This is a genomic window from Ruegeria sp. BA12, assembly GCF_056539625.1.
Window position 1 is genome coordinate 26,097 of the sequence record NZ_JBQFVF010000015.1, and the last position, 24,862, is coordinate 50,958.

The following is a 24,862-nucleotide window of genomic DNA, read 5'->3' on the forward strand; positions in this document are numbered from 1 at the left end:
ATAGCGCGATAGCAGCTTTCACTACAGTCCGTTGACAATGCATTATTTAATGTATACGCAAATAAATGCAATAATAAACGCAAAGTTGTTTGGGAGGACTTGGAAATGAAACTAAAGCTAGGGCGGTTGGCGGCCGCAGCCGTGATGGCGACCGGGATTGCAGGGGCAGCTGTTGCGCAGGATTATCCCTACCGTGATATCACCACAGCTGTGGTCTGGGGGGCCGGAGGAGGTACGGATACGATCAACCGAATGATCATGGCCGAGATGGAAAAACACCTTCCAGTCTCGATCAATGTGATCAATCAAACAGGTGGTGTCGCAGGCTCCAACGGTATGGTCTACGTCATGAATCAACCAGACGATGGCTACACATTGGTTGGTCTGTCAGAGTCCAACGTCACCGCTGCTGTGCAGGGTGGTTGGGATAAGAAATTTGACTTTTGGTATCCGTTCATTGTTGGCGGATCACCTGATCTGATCTCGGTTCCAGCAGATAGCCCTTACAACACGCTTGAAGAGCTGGTCGACGCCGCAAAAGCTGCTCCTGGGACCATTCCAGCGTCGGCTTCCGGCGCAGGTTCGATCCACCACTTGAACCTTCTGGCTATCGAAAAGGGGTCCAGTGCAGAATTCAAGTTTGTTCCATACAAAGGTTCAGCGCCCGGGCAGGAGGCAGCAATAGCAGGTGAAGTCGCGTTGGTTGTGACTTCTCTAGCTGAACAGGCCCCGTTGATCGAAGGCGGTCAACTTAAACCGCTTGCGATGTTGACACCCGAAGATGCGCAGATTGCAGGGGCAACAGTGCCTTCTGCCTTTGGCATCTATGACGGTCTCGATCAGTATTTGCCACTCAAGCAGGCCATCGGGTTTGCAGTTCACAGTTCAGCGGGGGACGACGTAAAGGCCGCGCTTGGTGATGCCTTCGAGCAAGCGATTGCCTCCGACACCGTCGCTGAATGGGCCTCTGCAAACAATTATGATGTCGGTGGTCAACACGGCGAAGAAGCTCAAGAGCTGTTTGCGAACCTCGAAGCTACCTTTGCCTACACCTTACAAGATTTGGGTGCCGCAACCGTCGATCCGGCGTCGCTGGGTATCGAGAAGCCATAATCCGATCACATTTGAAAGGGCGCGCATAATCGCGCCCTTTCCGACAAGAGGCAGGCAATGGACAAACCTGACGATACACTGATCATGCGGGCGCGCGATTTCTGGGCCTCGATTGGTCTGATAGCAATTTCCACCTTTTTCCTTTGGAAGACGTCGGACATCCCCCTTTGGGGTGAAAACCGCGCAGGTGTCAGTGGGTCGGACTGGTACAACTCGGCTGCAATTGTACCGCTGTTCATCTTCGGTGGATTGCTTGTGTTGTCCTTCGTCTTGCTAGCTATTTCGATCCGCTCAGGTGGAGCCCAAAACGCGCTCAGTGCTTTGGGGATCGGATGGGATAGGTCGGAAGCCTATCGAGCATCAACAATCGGCCTGATCCTTCTTGCATATGTCGTGGGACTGGTCCCCAGAGTGGACTTCATTCTGTGTTCTGGGTTGCTGATTACAGCTTTGACCTACGGGTACTACGGCGGCCATTCTCAGCGTGCTTTGGTGGCCTGTATCGCAGTTGTCGCTGCCGGTTTGTTTGCATTCATCTTCTTTCCTGCACAGGTGGTTTGGAATGCACATGGTGATGATTGGTTTACACTAGCCTTGTGGGTCGCGTTAACACTAGTGGTGTTGACCAAAGCGGCTTCTGAACGCGTTTTGCGGTTCGTTCCATTGGTGGCAATACTTGCCCCGCTCATCCTCGTTTGTGCGATGGCCTTTGTTTTCCGGCAGAACGTGCCCGCGCGCGGCGGGCTGATCTTCAAGCAAATCGAATACCACTACTACGTGACGCTTCGTCCGCTATGGAAAGACTGACCGGATGGACTTTATTCTTTCGCAACTAGCTGGATTTGGGACTGCATTCGTGGGTCTGGCAGTGGACCCGCTGACCTATCTGTATTTGATCGCATCCGTATTCCTGGGCATCACATTCGGCGCATTGCCCGGCCTTACGGCAACCCTGGCAGTGACGATCTTGACGGGTTTCTTCGGCAACAAAATCCCGCTGGACTATTCGCTCATCGCTTTGCTCGGGGCCTATGTCGGCGCGATTTACGGCGGCTCTTACCCGTCTATTCTGCTGAACATTCCGGGCACAGCAGCCAGCGCGGCGACAGCCATGGATGGCTACCCACTGGCTAAAGCGGGTCGAGGGGGTGAAGCACTTGGGCTGACCACGACGGCCAGTTTCATTGGCACAGTTATCGGGACCATCACGCTTTTGATTTTTGTCTGGGCGCTGCTTTTGGTTTCAAAGAACATCGCAAGCCCAGAGAAAGCACTGCTGGCCCTTTTCGGCATTCTGCTTTCGGGCACTTTGATGAGCGAAGACCTGGTGATTAAGGGATGGATCGCCGGTCTGATCGGGCTTGCGATGTCCATGGTGGGACTTGACCCTCTGTTGTCTGAGCCGCGCTATACCTTCGGCTGGTCTTACCTGATGAGCGGATTTCAGGTCGTGCCAGTTTTGATGGGTGCCTTTGCCATCCCCCAAATTATCGACGGTTTGAGGCACGTTGAGGCTGGGAAAGTTGTAGCCCTAAAGGGTCGAATCCTTCCGAACCTACGCTCCATCCGACGCTACCTGCCCACCATTGGCCGGTCAGGAGTGATTGGAACTGGGGTAGGAGCGCTTCCTGGCGTCGGCGAAGATGTCGCCGGTTGGGTCAGCTACGGTGTTGGCAAGACCGTATCTGCCGAGGGCGACAAGTTTGGAAAAGGATCATTGGAAGGTCTGCTGTGCTCCGAGACTGCAAACAACGCCTGTATTGGTGGTGCGCTAATCCCGCTTTTAGTGTTGGGCATTCCCGGTTCGCCACCCGCCGCGGCTTTGATGGGGGCCTTCAAGATCAACAACGTGATCCCAGGCCCCACGATAGACCCCGAGATCATTTTGCGCGTGGTTGCAATTTTAGTGCTGGCCTCCCTGACAATGTTCTTGATGGGCCTGTTCACCGCTCGGGTATTCATCAAAATACTTGCCATCCCGCAGACCATCTTCTTACCCGTCGTTATGGTTCTGACAACAATTGGGTCTTTCAGCGTCGGTGGTGGTATCAATGATCTCTACCTGATGCTTGGCGTCGGCGCCGTTGCCTACTTCATGAACCTGATGAAGTACCCAATCGCGCCGTTGGTGATAGGCGTTATTCTGGGCAGCCTGTTTGACGAAACCTTCCGCCGGTCATTGTTCCTGTCGGATGGGGATCCTTCGGTCTTCTTTTCACGACCCGGTGCGGCCATTCTGCTGGTGCTCAACATTGGTCTGATCCTCAGCCAGCTGCCCGTTGCAAAGCGCGCTTTCTCACGCCTGAAAGGACTTTCTGTCTGATGTTTGTAGTCACTGTCACTTTCACTCTCAAACCCGGTACGAGAGACACTTTTCTACCGCTGATGGTCAAAAACGCTTCAACCTCGTTGCGTGAAGAACCCGGATGCCAACAGTTTGACGTGTGCCTCGGCGACGATCCCGAGACAGTTTTTCTTTATGAGGTTTATGAGGACAGCGCGGCGTTCTCTGCCCACCTAGAAAGCGCGCATTTTCAGTCCTTCGATGCGGCAGTGGCTGATATGATCGCCACCAAGGTAGTTCACCAGTATTCCGAGGTCATCCGATGAACGATTGGGAAATCCATGCCGTGAAATACGCGGATCGCAACGCCCGGACGCGAGCCGATAGCTTCATTGTCGATGATAATCATGACGCTCCTCACGCGATGGATTATTTCGTTTGGGTGCTCAAACGCGGTAACAAAGTCGTTCTGGTCGATACCGGTTATGACTCCGATGAGGCCGCCGCACGTGGTCGTCCCATCGCGATGGACCCTCGCGAGGCTCTAAGCCCTTTAGACATTATGCCAGAAGCGGTGACTGAGGTCATCGTGACCCACCTTCATTATGACCATGCAGGGGGGCTGCATTTGTTCCCTAACGCGAAATTGCACATGCAGTCGGCGGAAATGGCCTTCGCCACAGGTCCATGCATGTGCCAGGATCACCTGCGTGCGCCTTTCACGGCTGGCCATGTCTGCGAGGTCGTAAAGCGTCTCTATTCAGGCAAGGTCGTGTTCTACGATGGAGAAGCCGAGATTGCAGATGGGGTAACGGTGCACTGCATCGGAGGGCATTCGCGCGGGTTGCAATGCGTTCGCGTAAGAACGGCGGCCGGGTGGATGGTACTCGCCTCTGACGCCTCGCACTATTACGAGAATTTCATGGCACGCAAAGCCTTTCCTATCGTCGTCGACCTGCAAGACATGATGGATGGTTTCGAGACACTTGAGAGGTTGGCTTCGCATTCTAGGCTTATCGTGCCCGGCCATGATCCACTTGTGCGTGAGGTATTTCCCGTGGGCGCGGCACCGCATATCCATAGGCTGGATCCAGGGCCGACGCGGGACATTGAACTATGAAAATCGGTGTCATAGCGGACGATTTTACTGGTGCAAGTGATGTCGCAAACACCTTGGCGAAAGGTGTTGAGCCGGAAGGTGGATTACGAACGGCTCAGTTTCCGGGTATTCCAACTACCCCAGCCGACAAAGAGATCGAAGCGGGTGTGGTCTCACTTAAGAGCCGCACCGCACCTATTGAGGAAGCCGTAGCAGACAGCTTGCAAGCTCTGCGGTGGCTTAAGGATCAAGGATGCCAGCAGTTCATTTTTAAATACTGCTCGACATTCGATTCCACTAATGAAGGAAACATCGGCCCGGTCGCGGAAGCGCTTGCCAACGAACTGGACGCGCAGAAGGTGGTTTTCTGTCCGGCCTTTCCCACCACGGGGCGTACCATCTATCACGGCCATCTTTTTGTGCTCGGCAAGCTATTGCACGAGTCTGGGATGGAAAATCACCCTCTTACTCCGATGACGGATGCGAACATCAGGCGTTGGTTGCAGCACCAGGCCAAAGAGGCGGTTGGGTTGGTTCCAGTTGGCACCGTGAAGCAAGGGCCAGAGGCGATTGCTGATGCGTTGCAGATCGCAGACGAACGCTTTGTAATCGGTGATGCGATTTCGGACGAGGATTTGCTGGCCTGGGGCGAGGCACTGATGGATGCCCAGCTGATTACCGGGGGATCCGGGATAGCATTGGGTCTACCCAGAAACTTCGTCAGAAAAGCTTCGTCCAAAAGAGGTGGCATTGTGTTCACAGGTATCTCTGGGCCTGCCGCTATCCTTGCAGGATCATGTTCAGGTACGACACGCGGGCAGATCGATGTTCATGCGGAATCCAATCCGACGTTCGCCATCGATGTTCCGGGTGTTATGTCCGGGGATGTGACTACGCAAACGCTTCTGGATTTCTTTGAAACGCATTCAGGAGAGTCCCCTCTCGCTTACTCATCAGGAAGCCCGGAAGAGGTGCGTGCGATCCAAAGTCAATTCGGTCAAGAAGCAGTAGCGGACAGGCTGGACAATCTCTTTGCGGAAACAGCACGAGAACTTGCCCAAACGGGTTATAAGCGCCTTGTCGTGGCCGGAGGAGAGACGTCAGGCGCTGTCGCCAAGGCCGTCTCTGAGGCATTGGGTTCACCGGCCATGTCAATTGGGCCAGAGATCGACCCGGGCGTGCCAGTCTTGAGCGTTGGAAAGACTGAACCCATTGCGCTGGCTCTAAAGTCTGGAAACTTCGGCGCTCCGGACTTTTTCGCGAAGGCCCTCAGAATGATGGAGTCCGGTAAATGAGTTCTGAAGAACAGACACTGCGACGGCAGATGTCGGAACTGTGTGCATCGCTGTTTGCGCGTGGTTTTTCCGTCGGCACGGCGGGCAATGTCTCCGCGCGTTTACATGACGGGATCCTCATGACGCCAACGAATTCCACCTTGGGCGATATCGACCCCGAGCGCATCGCCAAGATTGGTTTGGATGGCAGCCACGTTTCCGGCGACAAGCCGACCAAAGAGGTTTTTCTGCATCAAGCCTTCTATGACACGCGGCCGGAAGCGGGCGCTGTGGTTCATCTGCACTCGACCTGGGCCACTGCTCTGTCGTGTCTGGAAGACACCGATCCCAATGACTGTATTCCGCCGCTTACGCCGTACGTGGTGATGCGCGTCGGCACTGTCAAACTGGTTCCATACATCAAGCCAGGCGACCCGAAATCCGGTTACTTGATCCGCGAACTGGGCGGCAAGTATAGTGCGGTTCTGTTGGCCAATCACGGTCCCGTCGTCTCGGGAAAGGATCTCTTCTCAGCGGTCTGTGCAGCAGAAGAGTTAGAAGAAACAGCCAAGCTACTAGTGGCTTTGCAGGGCCTGCCAACCCGGTTGCTGGATGTAGCTCAAGTCGCAGAACTCAAAGAGACTTTCGGAAGGATTTAATCCGGCACCGAAAAGTGGAGTGCGCAGACTTTTGGGTAAATCGTGCAGAGTTATGAGCAAATATCGCGCAGAAATATGGTCGAACTTCAAGAATTGTCTTTAATGAAATCAATGGCGGTAATGCAGCGTTAGAAGAGCACCTACAGTCTCTGGGTTAGTTCAGAATCTCTGACTATGCAGACCTTTTTCGACAGCGCCCGCTTGTTAGACCTGATCTGAGAGGTGGACGACATTCACTTGGCGTCCAGGCTCAATAGCCGGACACGTCGCGGGCGTATTCCTGATAGATGCCGGGGTCAAAGATGGAATTCACTGCAAGCTCGCGTCTGGGCAACATGTCGCTGGGAAATACCTGCGCGGCCAAAAAAACCTCTGGCGTTATAAACCTCAGACCCTCGGGCAGATCCCCCAGTGTAGATGCGGGTTCATTGGTCGCAAGGTTGTAACCCCAAACCCCGAAAGAAGGGATCGACATCTGATAGTTCACCACCTGCGGGAACATCTCGGACAGGGTTTCCGATATCGTCCAATAGGTATGGGGGGAAAAGAAAGGTGAGCTGCTTTGTGTCACCAGAACGCCGTTTTGGGACAGAATGCCCTGAACCATGGCGTAGAACTCGACCGAATACAGTTTTGAAAGCGCCTCGCTATGAGGATCGGGAAAGTCGATGATGATCCGGTCATAGATCTGATCGGTGGATTTGACATAGTTGAAAGCGTCGGTGTTGTGAACGTTTAGTATGGATGCCTCCATGCTGTTGTCATTCAGACGTGCGACGGGGGCCAGATTGCGCCCCAGGTCGGTCATCGCTGGGTCAAGATCGACCAGATCGATACGCTCAACGCTGGGGTGTTTCAGGATTTCACGTACTGCCAGACCGTCGCCACCGCCAAGCACCAGAACCGACTTTGGGGTGCTATCCCCCCAGGACAAGGCAGGGTGGACCAACGCTTCGTGATAGCGGTATTCGTCGGTTTCAGCGAATTGCAGATGGCCATCAATGTACAGGCGCACGTCGTTTTTTTGCCAAGTATTGGTAACGACCAGCGACTGATACTGCGATTGTTTGCGCCAGACGATGCGATCAAAATACAGATGATCCTGCGCAAATGCAGTGATGCGCCCGGCCACCAAGGTCAGGGCGAACAACAAAACTATGGTACCAATGGCACAGGCCAGCATCCGTTTGGGCGCATCCAGTTGGTCGCGCAGACACAGGACGCTGAGCAGGCCAACCATGGCATTGGTCAGACCGATAGCGAAAGAGGATGAAATCAGCCCAAGCGACGGCAGCAACAGAATGGGAAACAGAACCGATCCCCCAAGCGCACCGATATAGTCTAGTGACAGCACATCAGCGATGGATTCCCGCGTTGTACTGCTTTCCGACAATACGCGCATCAGCAGCGGTATTTCCAACCCGACCAGAAATCCGATGGCCGAGATGAAGGTGAACATACCCACCGTGTAAAACCAGGGCGCGTAAGGAAAAAGCATGAACAGCGACACGCTGCACAGACCACCGATCAGCGCCAGTATCAGCTCAACCCAGATGAACGTCTGGATCAGATTGCCGTGGAAAAAACGGGACACATAGGACCCCACGCCCATGGCAAACATAAAAAACCCGATCGTAAGTGAGAACTGATAGACCGAGTTTCCCAGCAGATAGCTGGACACCGTACCGATGATCAATTCGTAGACAATGCCACAAAGGGCAACAACAAGGATTGCGCCAAGAAGAACCATCGCCTGCCGCCGGGGCAGCGCCGTGTAACGCGGTGTCAGAGTATCAGTCATTTCAAAATCCGAAAACGGGAAGACCCGGCACTGATAACGCGCCGGGTCTGAGTGGGGTTTGGTGTAGTCGCGGCGTCTTATTTACCGGCGCGCAAACCGCCCGAGCGGGCGCTGCGCGGGGCCGAGTAGCTGTTGCGCGGTGTCACTGACCGGTTGTTGAAGCTGGACGCGGTAATGCCGGCCGAGCGTTGGCGGCTGATCAGGTTGCCGATCAGAGCCCCCGCCAGGAATCCCGCCCCCGAGAACCGCAAGCCCGCGGATTGGCCGGTGGTGTCGGTGGCGATCAGGCGGTTGTTGGCCTCGTCAATCTCGATTGTGAAAATCTCACCCTCGCTCGAGTCGCGCGTGCCATTTGCGTTCGGATCGACAAAACCCGAGAATTTGGCGTCAGACAGAACCTCCATGCCCAGCGGTTCGTCATAAAAGCGCGGGTCCGAGTTCATGACCTGAGTCAGATATCCGGTGAACTCATCCACCTGCTCGTCAGATGCTTCGGCGATGCTGTTGGCTTCCAGGTATTCCTGATACTGGTTGATCGCGAATTCGGTCCGGTCCAGAACCTGCCCAAGATCGGCGGTTTGCTCGGACTTCGAACTAAAAAACATCGAATAGGCCACAAAGCCCACAACGCCAACAATGGCTATCGTCTTAATGTTTCCAAACATAACTTCTCCTATTGATTTGAGATTGTGATTCAGGTTTTGCCAAGGTTGCTGCTCCACCAGACCTGATGCAGGTCTTTGCCGTAGAACTCTTTGAGCTCGCCGCATTTTTTCAGGCCATTGGCCTGCAGTTCTGTTGCGTTGGCGTTGGACAGGTCGGACGGGATGGCCAGAACGGCCATGCGATAACTTTGCGCGCGCGCCAACGAAAGCTGTTGATCCAGCCCGCTCAGCCCGCTGCTGGTTTCGCACCAGCGCAGGCCGGCAACGTCGTCCGTTTCGGCAGCTTTGTGAATGTCGGTGAAGCTCAGGCCAGTGGTTGGCGATGGCTCTGCCGCCTGTATGTCGGGCGCTTCGGGATTGTCCAATCCATAGATGATCTTGGCTTCGCGTGGGCCGTGATACCCGGGTACCGTCAGTTCGACTTCGGCTCCGAATTCCTCATACAGTTTATGCGCCGCGGCATAGAGCTTTTTGCCAAACTCTTCATAGTCGCTGGTTTCGATGAAAATCTTGCGGACATGCATCTGGGCCAGTTTGCCAAGCAGGTCGTTCAGCATCTGGCTTCCCAGCCCCTTGCCCGCATGCGCCTGATCCAGATAAGTCCAGGACAGCCAGGCGATGTCCGGCGCATCTTCGTCGAGGCAATAGCCGATCAGCCCCAGCACCTCGCCGCGGTCCTGCAGGACGAACATGTTGTCCGTTCCTTCATGCACGAACTTGTTTTCGGCTTCGTCGGCATCATCTTCGTCGGTTTGGGTGATGATTTGGACAGCCGGGGATACATGCTGCCATTCCATGGGTTTAAGGGTTGGCCCTTTTGAGCCGAACAGGGCGCTAAACATGGCGAGTCCTCCTCCGATCAAGGCGGATGTGCTGTGGGTGAAAACGGCGATCTGAGGGCGCAGAAACAACAGCTCGGCGATAAGGACAAAGACAATCAGCGCCAGCATCCAACTGCGTCGCCCCGGTGTGCTTGTGGCAATCACTCCATAGGAAACCAGGCCATAGGCGACACTGGACAGCCCCACAAAACCGGGTCCGGCCAATTCGAATTCTGTTGTCGTTCCGGCAACGGCGCAAAGGATAACAAGCCCTGCGGTTCGGGCGCTGCCCAAGTGCGGTTCGCTGAGGCTGCCGCCAACAAGGATCAGCAGGCAATTGAGCGTCAGATGGTTCAGGTTGCCATGTCGGATCGAAAACAACAGATGATCTGGTAGCGTCACAATGGGTCCGGAATGCCGAACCGGACCCCACAGCGCATAAACGACTATCGCGCATAGTATGAGACTTATCGTGACCGGGCATCTGCGCAGTTCCTTCATCCGCCCTTTAGCAGCCCGCCGCCGCAAGCCGGTGTCTGCTCTGTCCGATCAGACCGCGCTTGATGGATTGCACATCGACGCGCTGGGGGCGGAAATAGGACTTCAAAACCTCTAAGCTGCGCTGTGGTTCTGCGTCACCGCACATAAAGATATCGATGGCGGCATATCCGTGTTCGGGCCAGGTGTGGACCGAGATGTGCGACTCGGCCAAAAGTGCCATGCCTGTGAAACCTGCCCGTTGTCCGAAATCGCGCATGTTGATCCCAAGAACCTGAGCATTGGCAGCAATTGCCGCGCGTCTCAGGGTCTCTTCTGCTGGGGAAGGATCGTATAGTGCGCTTGCATCGAAAAAATCTGCTATAAGGTGTAGGCCCAGAGAAGATGAGAACCCATCCATATGAAATCGAAACCTCAAATCCAAAAATTCTGTATCCTGACTATCCCTCTGATCTTGGTAGTCAATCTCAACTCAGGTTTATCTGAATTGGGTTGCTGGGCTGTGGCAAAAAAACACAACTCATGAGGGATTTGCGCTAAAATTTAATCAAGACCGCGACTGGTTCGGTTTTGGTGCTTTTGGGGGCAATTTCACATAACCTGCTGATCGGCTGTCTCAGGTTTGCTTTGACCTGGAATTAAACCGGTTCTGCCAGATCCTTGCGCGCTGTGCGTCGCGGTTTTCATATTCGGTGATGGCCTGGGCAATACCGCGATCCACCGATCCTTCCCGATCCGACCCGATATCCGTCATGCGCATGGTATACCACGCGGTCATCCCTCCGGGTGGAAGGGTGGTGAAGCGGGGGAAGGGGACCTCGTGTTGTCGCGCCTGCCACGTCCGGGGCAAAGCGGGATCAAGAACAAAGCCTCGTGCGATACCCACCGCATCCACATCCCCCGCCATAATTGCGGCTTCTGCCTCGTCGCGGCGCTTGAATCCTCCGGTGGCCATAAGCGGGATCGCGGTTAGACCGCGCGCCGCACGAACGAAGTCGAGGAAATAGGGGCCTTTGGACGTACGATCAGAACTGGACGGAGCGCCCGGGAAATAAGTTCCGCCGCTGATGTCCAATAGATCAACACCTTTGCCTTCAAGCCCTGCAACCACCTTCAGCGCGTCTTGTTCTGTAAGACCGCCGTCCAGCTGATCGGTGGCGTTGAGTTTGACAGCAACTGTAAAATTGCGGGGCACTGCGGCACGAACGGCCTCGACCGTGTCGATCAGCAGGCGCATCCGCGCGTGGATTGCGCCGCCATAGGCATCCGTCCGGCGGTTGAAGAGGGGTGAGAGAAACTGGCTCAGAAGAAACCCATGCGCGGCATGAATCTGGACGCCCCCAAAACCAAGTTTGGCTGCAAGATGGGCAGTGCGGGCAAATTGATCCGGGATTGCTCTGATTTCGGGCAAAGACATGGCTTCGCTGCGAAAGTCTGGGAAGTCTATCGCACTTGGGCCTCTGGGCTGGCTGATCGGTAAATGGGCCAACGCCCCGGCATGGCCGAGTTGCAGCCAAAGCTGCGCGCCGTCGGTCGACCCGCGCCGGGCAAGATCGCTGAAGGCCGCCAAGTCGGCTTGTTCATCAAGCACCAAATTGCCCGGCTTTTCAGGGAAATGAGGATCGCCTTGCACCTCGCCGATAATTGACGCGGCCACACCCCCTGTTGCCCAACGTTCATACAGACGCATCTGTGCAGCGGTTGGGTTGCCCTGACCGTCGGCCAGTGAATCCGACATGGCCGATTTGATGATCCTGTTCTTCAAAACACGCCCGTTCGGTAGTGTAAGCGGCGTGAAGAGAGAGATGTTCGAGGCGGCGGGCAAGGTGGGTCTCCTTGGTTTTTGATCTCCACCTTAGATAATTTGGACAATCTCTTTTGATAATGTAGTGATTGGGACTAGTTTTTGATATTTTTTGGATCAAATGGCACAAAAGGCTGAACTGGAAATTCTTCTGGCCGTGGTTGATCACGGCAGTTTCTCGGCTGCGGCCCGCGCATTGGGATACACCCCGTCGGCCGTCGGCAAGCGGGTGTATCAGCTAGAGCAGAGGTTGCGGGTGCCGCTTCTCATACGCTCGACTCGGCGCATGACATTGACCAAGGCGGGACAGCGATATGTAGAGGAAGCGCGCGAGATTCTCGCCCGCCTGACGGCACTGGAAGAGGACATTGCCGATGGTGCCGACAGCCTGCATGGCATGATCCGCCTGACAAGCTCGGCGGCTTTTGGTCAGCGACACGTGGTCCCTCTGGTCATTGAATTCATGGATCTCAACCCCGAGGTTGAGATTGACATGCTGTTGACGGACAAGGTTGTTGATCTGGTCGGAGAAGGTTTTGATATCGCGATCCGCAGCGGCGTTTTGCCGGACTCATCGCTTGTGTCGCGAAAGCTGATGAACAATCGGCGGATACCATGTGCAGCGCCCACCTATCTTGAGCGGCATGGCGAACCGCAGCAACCACAGGAATTGACCGCGCATAAATGTCTACGCCTGGGGCCGGAAAAACACCTGTCGGATTGGGGATTCACAGGAGCAGCGGGTCTCCTATCGCGTCTTGGGCCGGGGTTTTCATGTAACAGCCTCGAAGCGCTCCGTGCGGCGTGCTGCGCCGGGCGCGGCATTGCTTGGCTGCCGGAGTTTCTTGTCTCGAAGGACTTGCGCACTGGTCGCTTGACCTCGGTTTTGCCCGATCATGCTGAACCGAATGCCGGTGGTGGGATCTTTATTCTGCGCCCAGAAATGCCGTTTTTACCGCAGCGCGTGCGGGCCTTGATCAACTTTGTGGCCGACCATTTCTCGGGCAAGACCAGCCCCCGAGATGCTTGAGGTGCGGGCCGAGAAGGTCTGTTGCGCCTGAATTGATAAGATAGTTCCGCTAGAGCTGGGAATATTGGAACATTCTTCTTTTAAGAGTGGTGGTAAATCCACGATAAACCCCATATTAAGTGCGTCACGAATCCATCAGGCAGAAAAACAGTCCCGTGTTCGACCTACCGGCGCAGCGTGCGCATCTCTCCGAAAAATATGATCTGACCCCATCGCCCGAGCTTGCCGCAAGCATGAGCGATATCTATGACCGCATGTCCCGCGTGGTCTCGCCCGTCGATTGGGCGATCTATGCGCCCTATGTCAAGGCGATCAACGACCTGAAGGTCGAGCGCAACGCGGTCATTCTGGGCCATAACTACATGACGCCCGAAATTTACCATGGCATTTCGGATTTCGGCGGCGACAGCCTGCAACTGGCGATCAAAGCGACCGAGGTCGAGGCGGATGTGATTGTGCAATGCGGTGTGCATTTCATGGCCGAGACATCCAAGATTCTTAGCCCGGACAAGACGGTGCTGATGCCGGATATGGAGGCGGGATGCTCGCTGGCGGAATCGATCACCGCCGAAGGGATCGAGGAAATGCGTCGCCGGTATCCAGGTGCGCCGGTTGTGTCTTATGTGAACACCACGGCCGAGGTCAAAGCGGCGTCAGATATTTGTTGTACTTCGTCGAATGCCGCCCAGATTGTTGCAGCGCAAGACAGTCACACGGTCATCATGACGCCGGATCAGTATCTGGCGCAGAACGTGGCACGCGATGTGCCGCAGAAAAATGTGGTCTGGTGGGAAGGCTCGTGCATCGTGCATGAACAATACAGCCCGCAGGATTTGCGCGATTTCCGGGAATGGAATCCGGGCACCCGCCTGATTGCACATCCTGAGTGCCCACCGGACGTTGTGGCCGAAGCAGATTTCTCGGGCTCCACCAGCGGTATCATCAAATACGTCACCGATGAAAAGCCGGAAAAGGCGCTGCTGATTACCGAATGCTCGATGGCGTCGAATATTGCGGATTCACTGCCCGAGGTTGAGTTTGTCGGCCCCTGCAACATGTGCCCCTACATGAAGAAGATCACGCTGGAGAAGGTGCTGTTCGCGCTTGACACCATGACAGGGCAGGTCGAGGTTGACGCCGAAGTGGCGGACAAGGCCCGCCTGTCGGTGCAACGCATGATCGACTTGTCACGCCAGCTGGGTATTTGATCCGCGACATGCAGAGCGTTGAGACGCCGCGTGTGGTCATCATCGGCGCCGGGCTGGCGGCAGTCTATGCGGCCCTGAAGCTGGCCCCTTGCCCTGTGGTGATGATTTCGCCTGAACCGCTTGGATCGGGTGCAAGCTCGGCCTGGGCACAAGGCGGTGTTGCCGCTGCCATGGCGCGGACGGACAGCCCCGAAGCGCACGCGGACGACACCATGCGCGCCGGGGCCGGGTCGGTCCTGCGCGAGGTGGCCGAGTTCGTCACCAATGCCGCACCGGAACATATTTATGATCTGTCCGACTTGGGCACCGGGTTTGATCGCACCGCCGATGGTGGGTTCGTGCAATCGCGCGAGGCCGCGCATTCCGCAGCCCGCGTGGTCCGCGTCAAGGGCGATCAGGCCGGAACTGAGATCATGCGTGCTCTGATCGAGGAGGTGCGCCGAACGCCGTCGATTCAAGTGATCGAGGGCGCGCAGGCCGTTGGGCTGGAAAGCGACGGTACACAAGTGACCGGCGTTTACCTGACCCGCGCCGATGCCGCCGATGCGCCGCCGATATTGCTGCGCGGATCAGCGCATGTTCTGGCCACGGGGGGATCCTCGGGCCTTTATGCCCAAACCACCAATCCTGCACGTATCCGCGGGCAGGGGATCGGCATGGCTGCTCGCGCAGGCGCGCGCATTGCAGATGCCGAATTCGTGCAGTTCCACCCCACCGCCATCGACGTGGGCGAAGACCCGACGCCATTGGCAACCGAAGCGCTTCGGGGCGACGGTGCCATCCTGATCGACAGCGCCGGCCACCGGTTTATGCCTGACATCCACCCTGACGCTGAACTGGCACCCCGCGACACGGTTGCGCGCGCCGTTTACCTGCAGGCGCAGGCGGGCAAACGCCCGGCATTGGACACGCGCCAGGCCATCGGGGCCGAGATGGCTAGGCAATTCCCCTCGGTCACCGAGGCCTGTTTGCGCAACGGTGTCGATCCTGCGACCGACCCCATCCCCGTGACCGCTTCGGCGCATTATCACATGGGCGGGGTTGAGACCGATCTGGCCGGGCGCAGCTCACTGATTGGGCTGTGGGTGTGCGGCGAGGCAGCCTCGACCGGGTTGCATGGGGCGAACCGGCTGGCGTCGAACGGGTTGCTTGAGGCGTTGGTGTTTGCCCGCTCATGCGCGCGCGACATTTCAACCGTTGTGAATCCGCAGGACGCGGCTGAGGTGAACATTTGTTTTACCACCGGTGGTGAGCCGATCAATGAACGGGACGTGGCGGCCCTGCGCGAAACCATGACCGAACATGTAGGTGTGGTGCGCGACGGTACCGGTCTGCGCCAAGCGTTGACGAAAATCGCGGCGTTGGAATCCCGGCATGCGGGCTCTGATCTGTTTCTGAACATGACCGCCACCGCCACCCTGATCGCGGCTGCCGCGCTGCTGCGCGAAGAAAGTCGCGGTGCCCATTCCCGATCCGATTTCCCTGATCTTACTCCCGGCCCCGGCCAACGCTCGGCCCTGACGCTGAGCGAGGCGCTGGCCCTGCGGGACCGTATTGCAAAGGACACAGAATGAAATATCCGGCCTTGCCCGACTTGATCCTTGAACCGATGGTACGGTCCGCGCTGATGGAGGATTTGGGGGCCAATGGCGACGTTACCACCCTGACCGTAATCCCTGCAGATGCCACCTATTCTGCCCGGCTGAACGCGCGCGAGGATGCGGTGGTCTCGGGTATGCAGGTGGCGGCGCTGGCGTTCCGTCTGGTCGACCCGACACTGCATGTCACCACCCACATCGCCGACGGCCAACGCTGCACAAAAGGTGATACGTTGATGGAAATTGAGGGCAGCGCCGCTTCGATCCTGTCGGGTGAGCGGGTGGCGCTGAACTATGCCGGGCGCATGGCCGGGGTGGCGACCGCGACGGCGGCGCTGGTGGCCGAGACCAAAGGCGCCAATGCTCGCATCACCTGCACCCGCAAGACCACGCCCGGCCTGCGTATTGTCGAAAAACAAGCGGTTCTGCATGGTGGCGGGTTCAATCACCGCTTTTCCCTGTCCGATGCGATCCTGATCAAGGACAACCACATCGCCGCAGCCGGTGGGGTGCGCGCCGTGCTTGAGGCCACCAAGGCCCGCGCCTCGCACATGATGAAGGTCGAGATCGAAGTGGACACGCTGGACCAACTGGCCGAAGTGCTGGAGGTCGGCGGGGCCGATGTCGTGTTGCTGGACAACATGCCACCCGAGACATTGAAACAGGCGGTGGCACTGGTCGACGGCCGGATCGTGACCGAGGCATCGGGCAATATCAGCCGCGACACCGTGGCCGCCGTGGCGGCAACCGGCGTGGATTACATTTCATCCGGGGCGCTGACTCATTCCTATCGCACCATCGATATCGGGCTGGATTTCTGAACCAACTCAAACCCTCTCGCGGATGGAGGCCGCTCCGGTGCCATTCCCTCTGACCGCCCGCGAATAGTGATCGTGACCTATGTCAATGACGGCTCTGCGCCAGTGTTGTTCATTGGGGGCATATCGCTGGCCGGGCTGTGCAATCCTGATTGCCGTGCTCATGGACAGTTTGGGGGTGTGATGGCTGTCGACGGCCCAAGCTCCAACTAAGAAGAGGCTCGCGTTGAACGCGCTGGGTTGGAAGAGGTGTTTGACCGGTTGGAGGGCTCAAATGGCTGATGGATGTGGTTGCGACCAGCACGCTCGGATGTATCTGACGGTGACAGAGGCTTTGGCTCGCGGACTGGCCGTTGCCGATCCGATTGCCGAGACCGAAACCGTGTCCCTGATCGATGCGACGGGTCGGGTGTTGGCTAAGGATTGCACCAGCAAAGTGGACATGCCCGCCTTCGACAATTCCGCCATGGATGGCTTTGCCGTCCGCACGACTGATCTGGGCAAAGGGCCCGTGTTCAACCTGCCGGTGGCGGGACGCATCGCCGCCGGGGACAGCGGTGCCCATGGTACGCCAGCGGGTGCGGCCTTGCGCATTTTTACCGGTGCCCCGGTGCCCGCCGATTTCGACGCCGTGCTGATGCAGGAGGATTGCGAGGCCACCACCGGAGGTATCCGATTTACCCGCCGTCCCAAACCTGGCCAACATATCCGCCGCGCGGGGGAGGACTTGAAGGCGGGTGCCCCGATCCTGTCGCAAGGATGCGAGATCACCGCGCGCGAAGCTGCAGCACTGGCTTCGGCCGGGTATGGCAATGTGAATGTATTCCGGAAGCTGAAGGTCACACTCTTTTCCACCGGTAATGAGCTGCAACAACCCGGTGAACCGCTAGGCCCGGGCCAGATTTACAACTCGAACCGCTATATGCTGCGGGCTTTGCTGAACAAGCCGTGGATTGATCTGATGGATATAGGCCCGATCGCAGATGACCCCGAGCGGCTGGAGCAGGTGTTGCGGCAGGCCTGCGATGATGCCGATCTCATTGTCACAACGGGTGGTGTTTCGGTGGGGGATGAAGATCACATGCCGCGCCTGTTTGAAGCCATTGGCGGCCAGATTGACGTGATGAAGGTGGCCATGAAACCTGGTAAGCCGATCATGTTCGGTCGGCGCGGCGACGCGCTTTATGTCGGGCTGCCGGGCAATCCGGTTTCGGCCTTTGTGACATGGCAGATCATCGGGTCGCACATGATGGCGCGTCGGGCTGGTCTGCGTCATACGCCGCCAACCCCGGAACAGGCGGTGCTGGCCGAACCGCTGCAGCGCCACGCTGGGCGTCAGGAATACCGTCCGGTCATGATCAATGGCACGACTTCCGACGGCGTTCCACGGCTGCGTTTGATGGCACCTTCATATAGCGGCCGGGTTGCGACGCTGGCACAGGCGGATGGTCTTGCAGTCATCCCTGCGGAAACCGAAACGCTGCCAAAAGGTCATAAGTTGCCGTTTCTTCGTTTTTGAAACAGATGCCCGGATCAACTTAGGTTTTTGTACATATAGGTCGTAGGCTCTAGCCGGTCCTCAAGCGGATTGCGGCAATAGTCCGGGATCTCTCCGGCGATCTGAAAGCCTAGGCTTTGATACAGGATGCGTGACGGGTCTGTACTGCGTGTGTCAAGCACCAGCAAGGTACGGCCCAGCTGGATAGCCCGGTCCTGAAGCGCCGCCATCAAGACCCGCCCCAAACCCCGGCGTCTGGCGCTGGGGTGAACCAGCAGTTTGGCCACATCGGCCCGGTGTGGCTGGTTGGGCATCGTCGCGGGGATCAATTGCACAGTGCCCACAATGCGTTCGTTTTCACGAAAGACGAACAGGTCCAGCGAGCCGGTCTGTACGTTGGGCCGCACCCGGTCTTGCCAATAGGATCGGGCCTGATCCGATGAAAAGGGCAGGATGAACCCGATACTGGCCCCGTCCTGTACACAAGCGTGCAGGATATCGGTCAGGTCGTCCAAGGCGGTGTCAAAGCTGCAATCGTCGATGCGTGTAATCATATCAGCACCAATAGGTACCGTGCCCCACGCGCGGGCGTTGTTTCAAACCGCGTGGGACCCGCAAGGTGATAGCGCAGGCAATCGCCGCCATTCAAATCATGGGCAACGCCGTCTACGGTCAGTTTCAGCGCGCCGTCCAGCATGATCAGGTGATGCTCTTGCCCAGGCTTTGGTGGCGCATCGTACGTGATTATCGCATCGGGGGGCAGGTGACCTTCCAGCACCTCTCCGCTAAGCCCAGTGGCGGGCGGAGATACCGAGCGACGGGTAAATCCGGTTTCCGGGTCGCGCCATTCGGGTTGCCGTTCGAACGGTACGCGAGGGTCGAAACTGTCTTCGACCATCATCAGCAGACGCGACATCGGCAGGCCATAAGCTGCACAGAGCCGCCCCAGCGTTTCAGCGGTCGGGCTGACATCGCCCTTTTCCATCCGCGAAAGCGTGGCGCGGCTGATGCCGCTGTGTTCGGCCAGTTGGTCCAGTGACCACCCATGGCTCCGGCGCAGTTCGTTCAGACGGTTGGCGAGGCGGTTCGAGAGATCATCCAGCATGTTCATATGTGAGAATATCGTTCATTATAGAGATTATTCTCGAAAAATATGTAATACGCAATAAAAAAGGGCGCAGAAATTTCTGCACCCTTCAAAGTGTTAACGTCTCGTGCGCTGGGTTATTTCCAGCCAGCCTCGTTGAAGATTTTTTGCGCTTCAGGAAGGTTCTTTGCGACCTCGGACAGGTTCACTTCATCTGCCTTGAACTCACCCAGTGACTTGACCGAGTCCGCAAGTGCGACGCCGTTCACCGCCGGGAACTCGTCATTGCCGGCGGAGAAATATTGCTGGGCCGAGTCGCTGGCCAGGTATTCCAGGAACAGGACCGCATTGTCCTTGTTCGGTGCATTCGCGGCGACACCGGCCCCGGACAGGTTCATATGCGCGCCAGTGCTGTCGTTGTTAGGGAACACCCAGCCGATTGAGTCGATTTCCGACGAAACGCCTTTGACATCTTTGCGGATGGCGCGGGCAAAGTAATAGGTGTTCGACACGGCGATATCACATTCGCCCGAAACGATGCCACGCAGCTGGTCGGTGTCGCCGCCCTGCGGATCGCGCGCCATGTTGGCGACGATGCCTTCGGCCCAGGCCTTGGCGGCCTCAGGTCCTTCGTGGGTGATGATCGATGCCAGAAGCGTCTGGTTATATGTGTTGCTGGACGAGCGGATGCAGACCAGACCCTTGTATTCAGGTTTCGCCAGATCGGCGTAGGTGGCCGGCGGGTTGGCTACGTTTTCCTTGTCGAAAAAGATAATGCGGCCTCGCTGCGAAAAGCCGAACCATTGGTTGTCATTGTCTTGCAGATTGGCGGGGATACGTTCTTCGAGCACTGCACTGTCGATCGGTTGCAAAATGCCCGCGTCTTTGGCCCGCGCCAGACGCGAGGTGTCTACGGTCAACAGGATGTCCGCGGGCGAGTTGGCGCCCTCAGCTTCCATCCGTGCAATGAGTTCGTCGGCCTTGCCTTCGATACGGTTGATGGTGATGCCGGTCGCCTCTTCGAAATCAGAATAGAGACGTTCGTCGGTGTCGTAGTGGCGTGAAGAGTACAGGTTCAGTTCACCTTCGGCGGCGGCAGAGGTGGCAACCAAAGCCATCAGAGCGGCGGCAACGCAGGTAGAGGATTTCAGCATCATTTGTCCCAACATTGAAAATCGTAACGGGTATTAACCCGACTGATTTGGTCAATTAAACGATTCTGAGGGGGATGCAAGGAAATCTGACAAATTTAGTTGGTCAAAATGTCGCTCGCCTTTCCTGCTGCGCACTTGCTGTCAGGATCGACGCTGTTTGCTCTGTCTTCCTTCCGGTTGCGGTGGTGCGGGTGACGGCGCCGGCTCAGGTTCCGAATCGTCGCTGAGTACCGGTTCCTTGGTCAGCATGGCCTGAGTTACAGCTTCCATGTATTTTTGCAGCATGACCGGCGGATCGGCCGGGGCAAGTTTGATGGTCAACCTGCTTGCACCTTCCTGGCTATAGGCATAGCGCGAGGAATAGCTGGCGTTGACCTGGGCCGCCACGGGCCCCCAGCCACCTTTCACTGAAGCGCTACCTGATTTTTCGGTCTGTTTGGTCATCGAGATCGCCATTTTGACCTCTATCTCGGCCTCCTGCACCGCATAGAATGCAGGGAGGAATCCCATCGACACGAGGCTGAATTCTTTGGCGGGGCCGTCGGGATTGGAGAGATCGGGAAGCAGGATTTTTTGGTCGGCCATATATTTAGCCATGTCGGTCGAATGACGATCCAACTCGCTTTGTGATTCAGCGACCGAAAGTGCCAGCTTTTGAACCATTTCTGCAAAGGGAACGTTCAGCAGTTCTTGCCCGATACTCATTGTTCAAACTCCTTTTGAAAAATTTGTGTTCACTCGATGATTTGCGTTTTTGACCGCCTTCGGACCGAAAACGTAACTTTCGATGCGTTCTGGCTGACCGCCTGTTTCTTGGCGTTGGTTGCGATCTGTGCCCTATTGCCATCTTGGCCCAGCCCGACCACGGCCTCGACCTTTACATTGTCGATGGTAAACTCGCTGCTTCCGTCTGAACCGGCGAGAATCTGTTCGCCCAGTGCCTGTGAAAATTCCTGAGCGTCGACAACCTGAGTGTCTTCGTCGCCCGAATTCATTTCTGACCGACCCTGGGCCAACGGGTTTGTTACCGGAGACACCGCGCCCATCAGCATGCCGCCGCCGCCTTCTTCCAGATCGTCAATCCGATTCTGCAGGTCCGAAATTGTTTGAAGCAAAGTGGTCTCGCGCTGCTCCATTGCGGTAAGACGGTCAGCAAGTGACTGCAACAGTGTCGCAAAGGCTTCGGGCAATTCGGTGACGCGTACATCAATAGGTGGCCTCTTGGGGGCCTTAACTGTCTTACGTGCCATCGGTGTCCTCTGGTGACCTGTTGTCATCTACTGGGCCCGGAGCAAAGCGCATGCGCATGGTCGATGCACTTTTGGTGTCGACCGTATCGGTCTGGGTCAACTTCGGTCCCATGAAGATCGAGATGATTGCGGGCCGCTTGCCTTCTTCCGTCTTAGTGCTCATCTCCATTACGACTTTCAATTCCACATCGACATCCTGCATGTGATAGAAAACCGGTGGGATGCCCATGTCGCGAAGCTCCTGCGGGTAGTTCTTTAGGGCGTTCAACTGGTCGAGGCTTAGTTGCTCGGCGGCTTGCGCCACGCTCCTGCCAATATCCGCGACCATATCGGTCAGGGTCGTTCCGAGTATTTCACCGTCGGCCAAGTTGACCTCCCGTCATCGAAAATCCGGAGAACGTTAACACGAGAACGCTCTATCACAACGCGAAATATCAAAATCAAACTTGCCAAGCCCCTTACGGGGCTGAGCGCAGGCAAGAAACGCATAGTTGGAAAACAAAAAAACCGCGCTCGAAGGCGCGGTTTCTTTAAGTGGTTATGTGCAGTTCTTAGCCCTGACGAGCTTTGAACTTGCGCTGCGTCTTGTTGATCACGTAGACGCGGCCTTTGCGACGCACAATACGGCAATCACGGTGCCGGTTCTTGAGCGAGCGGAGCGAGTTCTTGACCTTCATTGGTCTGTCTCCAATCTGCGGCGCCTTCATCAAGGACGTGGCCAGCGCCTGGGTTAGTCGGGTGCCCCGGAAGCCCGGAACAGTGAAATCATGGTGGGCGGTACAAGGATCGAACTTGTGACCCCTTCGATGTCAACGAAGTGCTCTACCGCTGAGCTAACCGCCCACGTCCCGTTGCGTTGTCCTACCCCATAACGAAATGGGGCGCGGAACCCCGCGCCGGTAGCGGGGTCTATAAAAGGAGTCGCAAAGGGGTTCAAGGGGTTTGGTAGAACTATTTTCCGGTCTATGTTCAATGCGAACAAGGAGTCACCATGCCGAACGCCCCCTATGTATTGGACATGCCCGCCAGACGCACGTCATGCGTGGTGTTTTCTTCTCCTCATAGTGGTCGGAGTTACCCTCAAACGCTGTTGAACCGCACGGTTCTAAGTGAAAATGTGATTCGATCCTCGGAAGATGCCTTTGTAGATCAGCTGTTTTCTGCGGCGGCTGAATTTGGCGCGCCGTTGATCTCGGCAGTGTTGCCACGGGCGTATCTGGATCTGAACCGCAGTGCCGAGGAACTGGATCCGGCACTGGTCCAAGGGGCGCGACGTTCCGGGCATAACCCCCGGGTGGCATCCGGGTTGGGGGTGATTCCCCGCGTGGTGGCCAATGGGCGCGCGATTTATCGCGGCAAGCTGACGATGGATGAGGCGCGTCTGCGCATCGACACCTGCTGGCGGCCCTATCATGCACGTCTCAAATCCTTGTTGGCCGAATCGCTCGACGTCTTCGGTCAGGCGATCCTGATCGATTGCCACTCGATGCCGCATGAGGCGGTCGCCATGGCCAGCAACGCAAAATCCAAGCGACCAGATGTGGTGCTGGGGGACAGGTTTGGCGCGTCAGCCTCGATCGAGGTTGTGGATCAGATCGAAGCGGCCTTTGTGTCCGCCGGGCTGAACGTGGCACGCAACGCGCCCTTTGCCGGGGCGTATGTGACCCAGACCTATGGCCGCCCCGCCCGTCATCAACATGCGGTGCAGATCGAAGTTGACCGGGCGCTTTATATGGACGAGGCCAACATCGTGCCGAATGAGAATTTTGCCCTGTTTCAAGAGATTCTGCGCGACATCATTCAGGAAATCGCCAGCATTGGCGATGATCCGGTTCGCCTGGCGGCCGAGTAAGCTCAGCTCAGCGCAGCGCGCGGCCTTTCACAATTGCATCATTGCCAAAACGGCGCCGAATCTCGTCGGTGGCGCGTTCGGCCCGTGATCGCTGAGTTGCTCCGGGATCCAGCAAATCGCCCGATATATCGGCCTGCGCTTCGGGGCACAAATCAGACAAGCCAACGCCCAGCAATCGATATGGCCCCTGATCGCCAACCTGGTCGAAAAGGCTACGGGCCGTGCGATAAAGGCGATCGGCAATCTGGGTGGCATCGCGCAGGGAAATGCGCCGGGTGATGATCTTGTGATTGGCTCGTTTGAGTTTCAGGGTGACAACACGCCCGGCCAAACCTTTGGCCTTTGCCCTGTCCGCCACCTTTTCGGAAAGGCGCCAGATGTGCCCATCCAGAATATCCAGACTGGCGGTATCTTCGAAAAACGTCGTTTCGTTGCTGATGGATTTCATCGGCTCATGGGCCGAGACGCGTCGCTTGTCCTGCCCGCGCGCCAGATGCCACAGCCGGTAACCCATTGATCCGAACCGTGCGGTCAGCGCGTCTTGGTCCCAGCGCAGCAGGTCGGAAAAACTGCGGATACCCGCGCGATCCAGCGATTCCTGCGCGGCAGGGCCGATGCCCCAGATCAGCCGCACGGGTTTGTCGTACAGGAACTCAGCCGTTTCCGCCTTCCCGATCACCGAGAATCCGCGCGGCTTGTCGAGGTCCGAGGCGACCTTGGCCAGAAACTTGTTGTGCGACAGCCCGATGGAGCCGGTCACGCCCAACTCATCCTTCATCCGCCGAACCAGCCGCGCCAGCATAACGGCAGGCGGCGCGCCATGCAGGCGCTGCGTGCCGGACAGGTCCATGAACGCCTCGTCCAGCGACAGCGGTTCGACCACCGGGGTCAGTTCGTCCATCATCTTGCGAATCTCGCGCGACACTTCGGCATAGATCGACATGCGCGGCTTGATCACCACCGCCTCGGGGCACAGTTGCAAGGCTTTGAACATTGGCATGGCCGACCGCACCCCGCGAATGCGCGCCACATAACAAGCGGTCGACACCACGCCGCGTTTACCGCCGCCGATGATTACCGGCTTGTCGGCCAACTCGGGATTGTCCCGCTTTTCGACCGAAGCATAGAAGGCATCGCAATCCATATGTGCGATGGACAGATCAAACAGTTCGGGATGCGCCTTGATCCGCGGGCTGCCGCAGGCAGTGCAGCGCCGTTCGTCGGTCAATGTGGTCAGGCAATCTCGGCAGAGACCGGGCATGAAATCTTCCCGCCTTTCATGCGATTCAATTAGTGGTTTCCTTATACCAGCCCCAAGTGTGGCACGAAATGCCAGCGATTACTGAAAG

At 57.0% G+C, this 24,862-nt stretch carries 26 protein-coding genes and 1 tRNA gene; 13 read left to right on the plus strand and 14 right to left on the minus strand.

The features are described from left to right. Positions 1 to 105 precede the first annotated feature (105 nt). Genes ACR0B0_RS20055 through otnC form a run of 7 tightly spaced genes read left to right on the plus strand, consistent with a single transcriptional unit; the run spans position 106 to position 6,429 of the window. Entirely contained in the window at positions 106 to 1,113 is a 1,008-nt protein-coding gene (locus ACR0B0_RS20055; protein ID WP_480649305.1) for a Bug family tripartite tricarboxylate transporter substrate binding protein, read from the plus strand. A 57-nt stretch (positions 1,114 to 1,170) separates the two neighbouring features. After that, a complete protein-coding gene (locus tag ACR0B0_RS20060) occupies positions 1,171 to 1,920 on the plus strand; it encodes a hypothetical protein (protein WP_480644830.1) in 750 nt (249 codons plus the stop codon). A 4-nt stretch (positions 1,921 to 1,924) separates the two neighbouring features. After that, positions 1,925 to 3,436, plus strand: coding sequence for a tripartite tricarboxylate transporter permease (locus ACR0B0_RS20065; RefSeq protein ID WP_480649307.1), 1,512 nt, complete (start codon positions 1,925 to 1,927; stop codon positions 3,434 to 3,436). Continuing rightward, complete coding sequence (locus ACR0B0_RS20070) at positions 3,436 to 3,723, plus strand: putative quinol monooxygenase (RefSeq protein ID WP_480638644.1); 288 nt, start codon at positions 3,436 to 3,438, stop codon at positions 3,721 to 3,723. Before ACR0B0_RS20065 ends, ACR0B0_RS20070 begins: the two co-directional genes overlap by 1 nt. After that, on the plus strand, positions 3,720 to 4,517 hold the full coding sequence (locus ACR0B0_RS20075) for an N-acyl homoserine lactonase family protein (protein WP_480638645.1): 798 nt from the start codon (positions 3,720 to 3,722) through the stop codon (positions 4,515 to 4,517). Before ACR0B0_RS20070 ends, ACR0B0_RS20075 begins: the two co-directional genes overlap by 4 nt. Then, positions 4,514 to 5,791: a 3-oxo-tetronate kinase gene (gene otnK, locus ACR0B0_RS20080; RefSeq protein WP_480649309.1), complete on the plus strand. Its 1,278-nt coding sequence runs from the start codon at positions 4,514 to 4,516 to the stop codon at positions 5,789 to 5,791. The genes ACR0B0_RS20075 and otnK overlap by 4 nt, the downstream gene beginning before the upstream one ends. Beyond that, positions 5,788 to 6,429 (plus strand): 3-oxo-tetronate 4-phosphate decarboxylase, encoded by a 642-nt coding sequence (gene otnC / locus ACR0B0_RS20085; protein ID WP_480649311.1) that lies wholly within the window; start codon positions 5,788 to 5,790, stop codon positions 6,427 to 6,429. The genes otnK and otnC overlap by 4 nt, the downstream gene beginning before the upstream one ends. Before the next feature lie 250 nt (positions 6,430 to 6,679). Here otnC and ACR0B0_RS20090 read toward each other — a convergent pair whose 3' ends face one another. The 5 genes from ACR0B0_RS20090 to ACR0B0_RS20110 form a co-directional block, all read right to left on the minus strand. After that, positions 6,680 to 8,230, minus strand: coding sequence for a polyamine aminopropyltransferase (locus ACR0B0_RS20090; protein WP_170352024.1), 1,551 nt, complete (start codon positions 8,228 to 8,230; stop codon positions 6,680 to 6,682). Positions 8,231 to 8,307: 77 nt separating this feature from the next. Beyond that, positions 8,308 to 8,895 (minus strand): hypothetical protein, encoded by a 588-nt coding sequence (locus ACR0B0_RS20095; protein WP_170352023.1) that lies wholly within the window; start codon positions 8,893 to 8,895, stop codon positions 8,308 to 8,310. Positions 8,896 to 8,924: 29 nt separating this feature from the next. Further along, a complete protein-coding gene (locus ACR0B0_RS20100; protein ID WP_480649313.1) occupies positions 8,925 to 10,118 on the minus strand; it encodes a GNAT family N-acetyltransferase in 1,194 nt (397 codons plus the stop codon). 106 nt (positions 10,119 to 10,224) lie between these two features. Continuing rightward, positions 10,225 to 10,614 (minus strand): adenosylmethionine decarboxylase, encoded by a 390-nt coding sequence (speD, locus tag ACR0B0_RS20105; protein WP_170352021.1) that lies wholly within the window; start codon positions 10,612 to 10,614, stop codon positions 10,225 to 10,227. 216 nt (positions 10,615 to 10,830) lie between these two features. Beyond that, positions 10,831 to 12,039, minus strand: coding sequence for an oxidoreductase (locus ACR0B0_RS20110; protein ID WP_480649315.1), 1,209 nt, complete (start codon positions 12,037 to 12,039; stop codon positions 10,831 to 10,833). A gap of 100 nt (positions 12,040 to 12,139) precedes the next feature. Here ACR0B0_RS20110 and ACR0B0_RS20115 point away from each other — a divergent pair, with 100 nt between their 5' ends. The 5 genes from ACR0B0_RS20115 to ACR0B0_RS20135 all read left to right on the plus strand — a co-directional run bounded on the left by ACR0B0_RS20115 (position 12,140) and on the right by ACR0B0_RS20135 (position 18,191). Next, positions 12,140 to 13,048 (plus strand): LysR family transcriptional regulator, encoded by a 909-nt coding sequence (locus ACR0B0_RS20115; RefSeq protein ID WP_480649317.1) that lies wholly within the window; start codon positions 12,140 to 12,142, stop codon positions 13,046 to 13,048. Between the two features lie 155 nt (positions 13,049 to 13,203). Continuing rightward, positions 13,204 to 14,256 carry a quinolinate synthase NadA gene (gene nadA, locus ACR0B0_RS20120; protein WP_480649319.1) on the plus strand — a complete coding sequence of 351 codons (1,053 nt, stop codon included), beginning with the start codon at positions 13,204 to 13,206 and terminating at the stop codon, positions 14,254 to 14,256. Positions 14,257 to 14,264: 8 nt separating this feature from the next. Next, the gene (locus tag ACR0B0_RS20125) at positions 14,265 to 15,830 is read left to right on the plus strand and encodes an L-aspartate oxidase (RefSeq protein WP_480649321.1); all 1,566 of its coding nucleotides are present in this window, start codon (positions 14,265 to 14,267) and stop codon (positions 15,828 to 15,830) included. Then, complete coding sequence (nadC, locus tag ACR0B0_RS20130; protein WP_170361978.1) at positions 15,827 to 16,675, plus strand: carboxylating nicotinate-nucleotide diphosphorylase; 849 nt, start codon at positions 15,827 to 15,829, stop codon at positions 16,673 to 16,675. Before ACR0B0_RS20125 ends, nadC begins: the two co-directional genes overlap by 4 nt. 271 nt (positions 16,676 to 16,946) lie before the next feature. Continuing rightward, the gene (locus ACR0B0_RS20135; RefSeq protein WP_480649323.1) at positions 16,947 to 18,191 is read left to right on the plus strand and encodes a molybdopterin molybdotransferase MoeA; all 1,245 of its coding nucleotides are present in this window, start codon (positions 16,947 to 16,949) and stop codon (positions 18,189 to 18,191) included. A 14-nt stretch (positions 18,192 to 18,205) separates the two neighbouring features. Here ACR0B0_RS20135 and ACR0B0_RS20140 read toward each other — a convergent pair whose 3' ends face one another. From ACR0B0_RS20140 to ACR0B0_RS20175, 8 genes are all read right to left on the minus strand, one after another. Beyond that, a complete protein-coding gene (locus ACR0B0_RS20140; RefSeq protein WP_170352014.1) occupies positions 18,206 to 18,724 on the minus strand; it encodes a GNAT family N-acetyltransferase in 519 nt (172 codons plus the stop codon). Further along, positions 18,721 to 19,275 (minus strand): helix-turn-helix transcriptional regulator, encoded by a 555-nt coding sequence (locus tag ACR0B0_RS20145; protein WP_170361980.1) that lies wholly within the window; start codon positions 19,273 to 19,275, stop codon positions 18,721 to 18,723. The genes ACR0B0_RS20140 and ACR0B0_RS20145 overlap by 4 nt, the downstream gene beginning before the upstream one ends. A gap of 119 nt (positions 19,276 to 19,394) precedes the next feature. Beyond that, the gene (locus tag ACR0B0_RS20150) at positions 19,395 to 20,411 is read right to left on the minus strand and encodes a Fe(3+) ABC transporter substrate-binding protein (RefSeq protein ID WP_480649326.1); all 1,017 of its coding nucleotides are present in this window, start codon (positions 20,409 to 20,411) and stop codon (positions 19,395 to 19,397) included. Positions 20,412 to 20,552: 141 nt separating this feature from the next. Continuing rightward, positions 20,553 to 21,116, minus strand: a complete 564-nt coding sequence (locus ACR0B0_RS20155; RefSeq protein WP_480649328.1) for a hypothetical protein — start codon at positions 21,114 to 21,116, stop codon at positions 20,553 to 20,555. 29 nt (positions 21,117 to 21,145) lie between these two features. Then, on the minus strand, positions 21,146 to 21,661 hold the full coding sequence (locus ACR0B0_RS20160; RefSeq protein ID WP_170352012.1) for a hypothetical protein: 516 nt from the start codon (positions 21,659 to 21,661) through the stop codon (positions 21,146 to 21,148). Next, positions 21,651 to 22,028 (minus strand): hypothetical protein, encoded by a 378-nt coding sequence (locus ACR0B0_RS20165; protein ID WP_170352011.1) that lies wholly within the window; start codon positions 22,026 to 22,028, stop codon positions 21,651 to 21,653. Before ACR0B0_RS20165 ends, ACR0B0_RS20160 begins: the two co-directional genes overlap by 11 nt. A 184-nt stretch (positions 22,029 to 22,212) precedes the next feature. Then, positions 22,213 to 22,338, minus strand: a complete 126-nt coding sequence (ykgO, locus tag ACR0B0_RS20170) for a type B 50S ribosomal protein L36 (RefSeq protein WP_008755722.1) — start codon at positions 22,336 to 22,338, stop codon at positions 22,213 to 22,215. Between the two features lie 91 nt (positions 22,339 to 22,429). Then, positions 22,430 to 22,504: transfer RNA gene (locus ACR0B0_RS20175), tRNA-Val, on the minus strand. Between the two features lie 148 nt (positions 22,505 to 22,652). Here ACR0B0_RS20175 and ACR0B0_RS20180 point away from each other — a divergent pair. Next, positions 22,653 to 23,513, plus strand: coding sequence for an N-formylglutamate amidohydrolase (locus tag ACR0B0_RS20180; RefSeq protein WP_480649330.1), 861 nt, complete (start codon positions 22,653 to 22,655; stop codon positions 23,511 to 23,513). Between the two features lie 7 nt (positions 23,514 to 23,520). Here ACR0B0_RS20180 and ACR0B0_RS20185 read toward each other — a convergent pair whose 3' ends face one another. Further along, a complete protein-coding gene (locus tag ACR0B0_RS20185; protein ID WP_480649332.1) occupies positions 23,521 to 24,774 on the minus strand; it encodes a DNA polymerase IV in 1,254 nt (417 codons plus the stop codon). Positions 24,775 to 24,862 lie beyond the last annotated feature (88 nt).

Excerpts from the sequence above, each read along its gene's own strand:
- ACR0B0_RS20055 (WP_480649305.1), top strand. The coding sequence starts at position 106 with ATGAAACTAAAGCTAGGGCGGTTGGCGGCCGCAGCCGTGATGGCGACC.
- ACR0B0_RS20060 (WP_480644830.1), top strand. The coding sequence starts at position 1,171 with ATGGACAAACCTGACGATACACTGATCATGCGGGCGCGCGATTTCTGG.
- ACR0B0_RS20065 (WP_480649307.1), top strand. The coding sequence starts at position 1,925 with ATGGACTTTATTCTTTCGCAACTAGCTGGATTTGGGACTGCATTCGTG.
- ACR0B0_RS20070 (WP_480638644.1), top strand. The coding sequence starts at position 3,436 with ATGTTTGTAGTCACTGTCACTTTCACTCTCAAACCCGGTACGAGAGAC.
- ACR0B0_RS20075 (WP_480638645.1), top strand. The coding sequence starts at position 3,720 with ATGAACGATTGGGAAATCCATGCCGTGAAATACGCGGATCGCAACGCC.
- otnK (WP_480649309.1), top strand. The coding sequence starts at position 4,514 with ATGAAAATCGGTGTCATAGCGGACGATTTTACTGGTGCAAGTGATGTC.
- otnC (WP_480649311.1), top strand. The coding sequence starts at position 5,788 with ATGAGTTCTGAAGAACAGACACTGCGACGGCAGATGTCGGAACTGTGT.
- ACR0B0_RS20090 (WP_170352024.1), bottom strand. The coding sequence starts at position 8,230 with ATGACTGATACTCTGACACCGCGTTACACGGCGCTGCCCCGGCGGCAG.
- ACR0B0_RS20095 (WP_170352023.1), bottom strand. The coding sequence starts at position 8,895 with ATGTTTGGAAACATTAAGACGATAGCCATTGTTGGCGTTGTGGGCTTT.
- speD (WP_170352021.1), bottom strand. The coding sequence starts at position 10,614 with ATGGATGGGTTCTCATCTTCTCTGGGCCTACACCTTATAGCAGATTTT.
- ACR0B0_RS20115 (WP_480649317.1), top strand. The coding sequence starts at position 12,140 with ATGGCACAAAAGGCTGAACTGGAAATTCTTCTGGCCGTGGTTGATCAC.
- ACR0B0_RS20125 (WP_480649321.1), top strand. The coding sequence starts at position 14,265 with ATGCAGAGCGTTGAGACGCCGCGTGTGGTCATCATCGGCGCCGGGCTG.
- nadC (WP_170361978.1), top strand. The coding sequence starts at position 15,827 with ATGAAATATCCGGCCTTGCCCGACTTGATCCTTGAACCGATGGTACGG.
- ACR0B0_RS20135 (WP_480649323.1), top strand. The coding sequence starts at position 16,947 with ATGGCTGATGGATGTGGTTGCGACCAGCACGCTCGGATGTATCTGACG.
- ACR0B0_RS20140 (WP_170352014.1), bottom strand. The coding sequence starts at position 18,724 with ATGATTACACGCATCGACGATTGCAGCTTTGACACCGCCTTGGACGAC.
- ACR0B0_RS20145 (WP_170361980.1), bottom strand. The coding sequence starts at position 19,275 with ATGCTGGATGATCTCTCGAACCGCCTCGCCAACCGTCTGAACGAACTG.
- ACR0B0_RS20150 (WP_480649326.1), bottom strand. The coding sequence starts at position 20,411 with ATGCTGAAATCCTCTACCTGCGTTGCCGCCGCTCTGATGGCTTTGGTT.
- ACR0B0_RS20155 (WP_480649328.1), bottom strand. The coding sequence starts at position 21,116 with ATGAGTATCGGGCAAGAACTGCTGAACGTTCCCTTTGCAGAAATGGTT.
- ACR0B0_RS20160 (WP_170352012.1), bottom strand. The coding sequence starts at position 21,661 with ATGGCACGTAAGACAGTTAAGGCCCCCAAGAGGCCACCTATTGATGTA.
- ykgO (WP_008755722.1), bottom strand. The coding sequence starts at position 22,338 with ATGAAGGTCAAGAACTCGCTCCGCTCGCTCAAGAACCGGCACCGTGAT.
- ACR0B0_RS20180 (WP_480649330.1), top strand. The coding sequence starts at position 22,653 with ATGCCGAACGCCCCCTATGTATTGGACATGCCCGCCAGACGCACGTCA.
- ACR0B0_RS20185 (WP_480649332.1), bottom strand. The coding sequence starts at position 24,774 with ATGCCCGGTCTCTGCCGAGATTGCCTGACCACATTGACCGACGAACGG.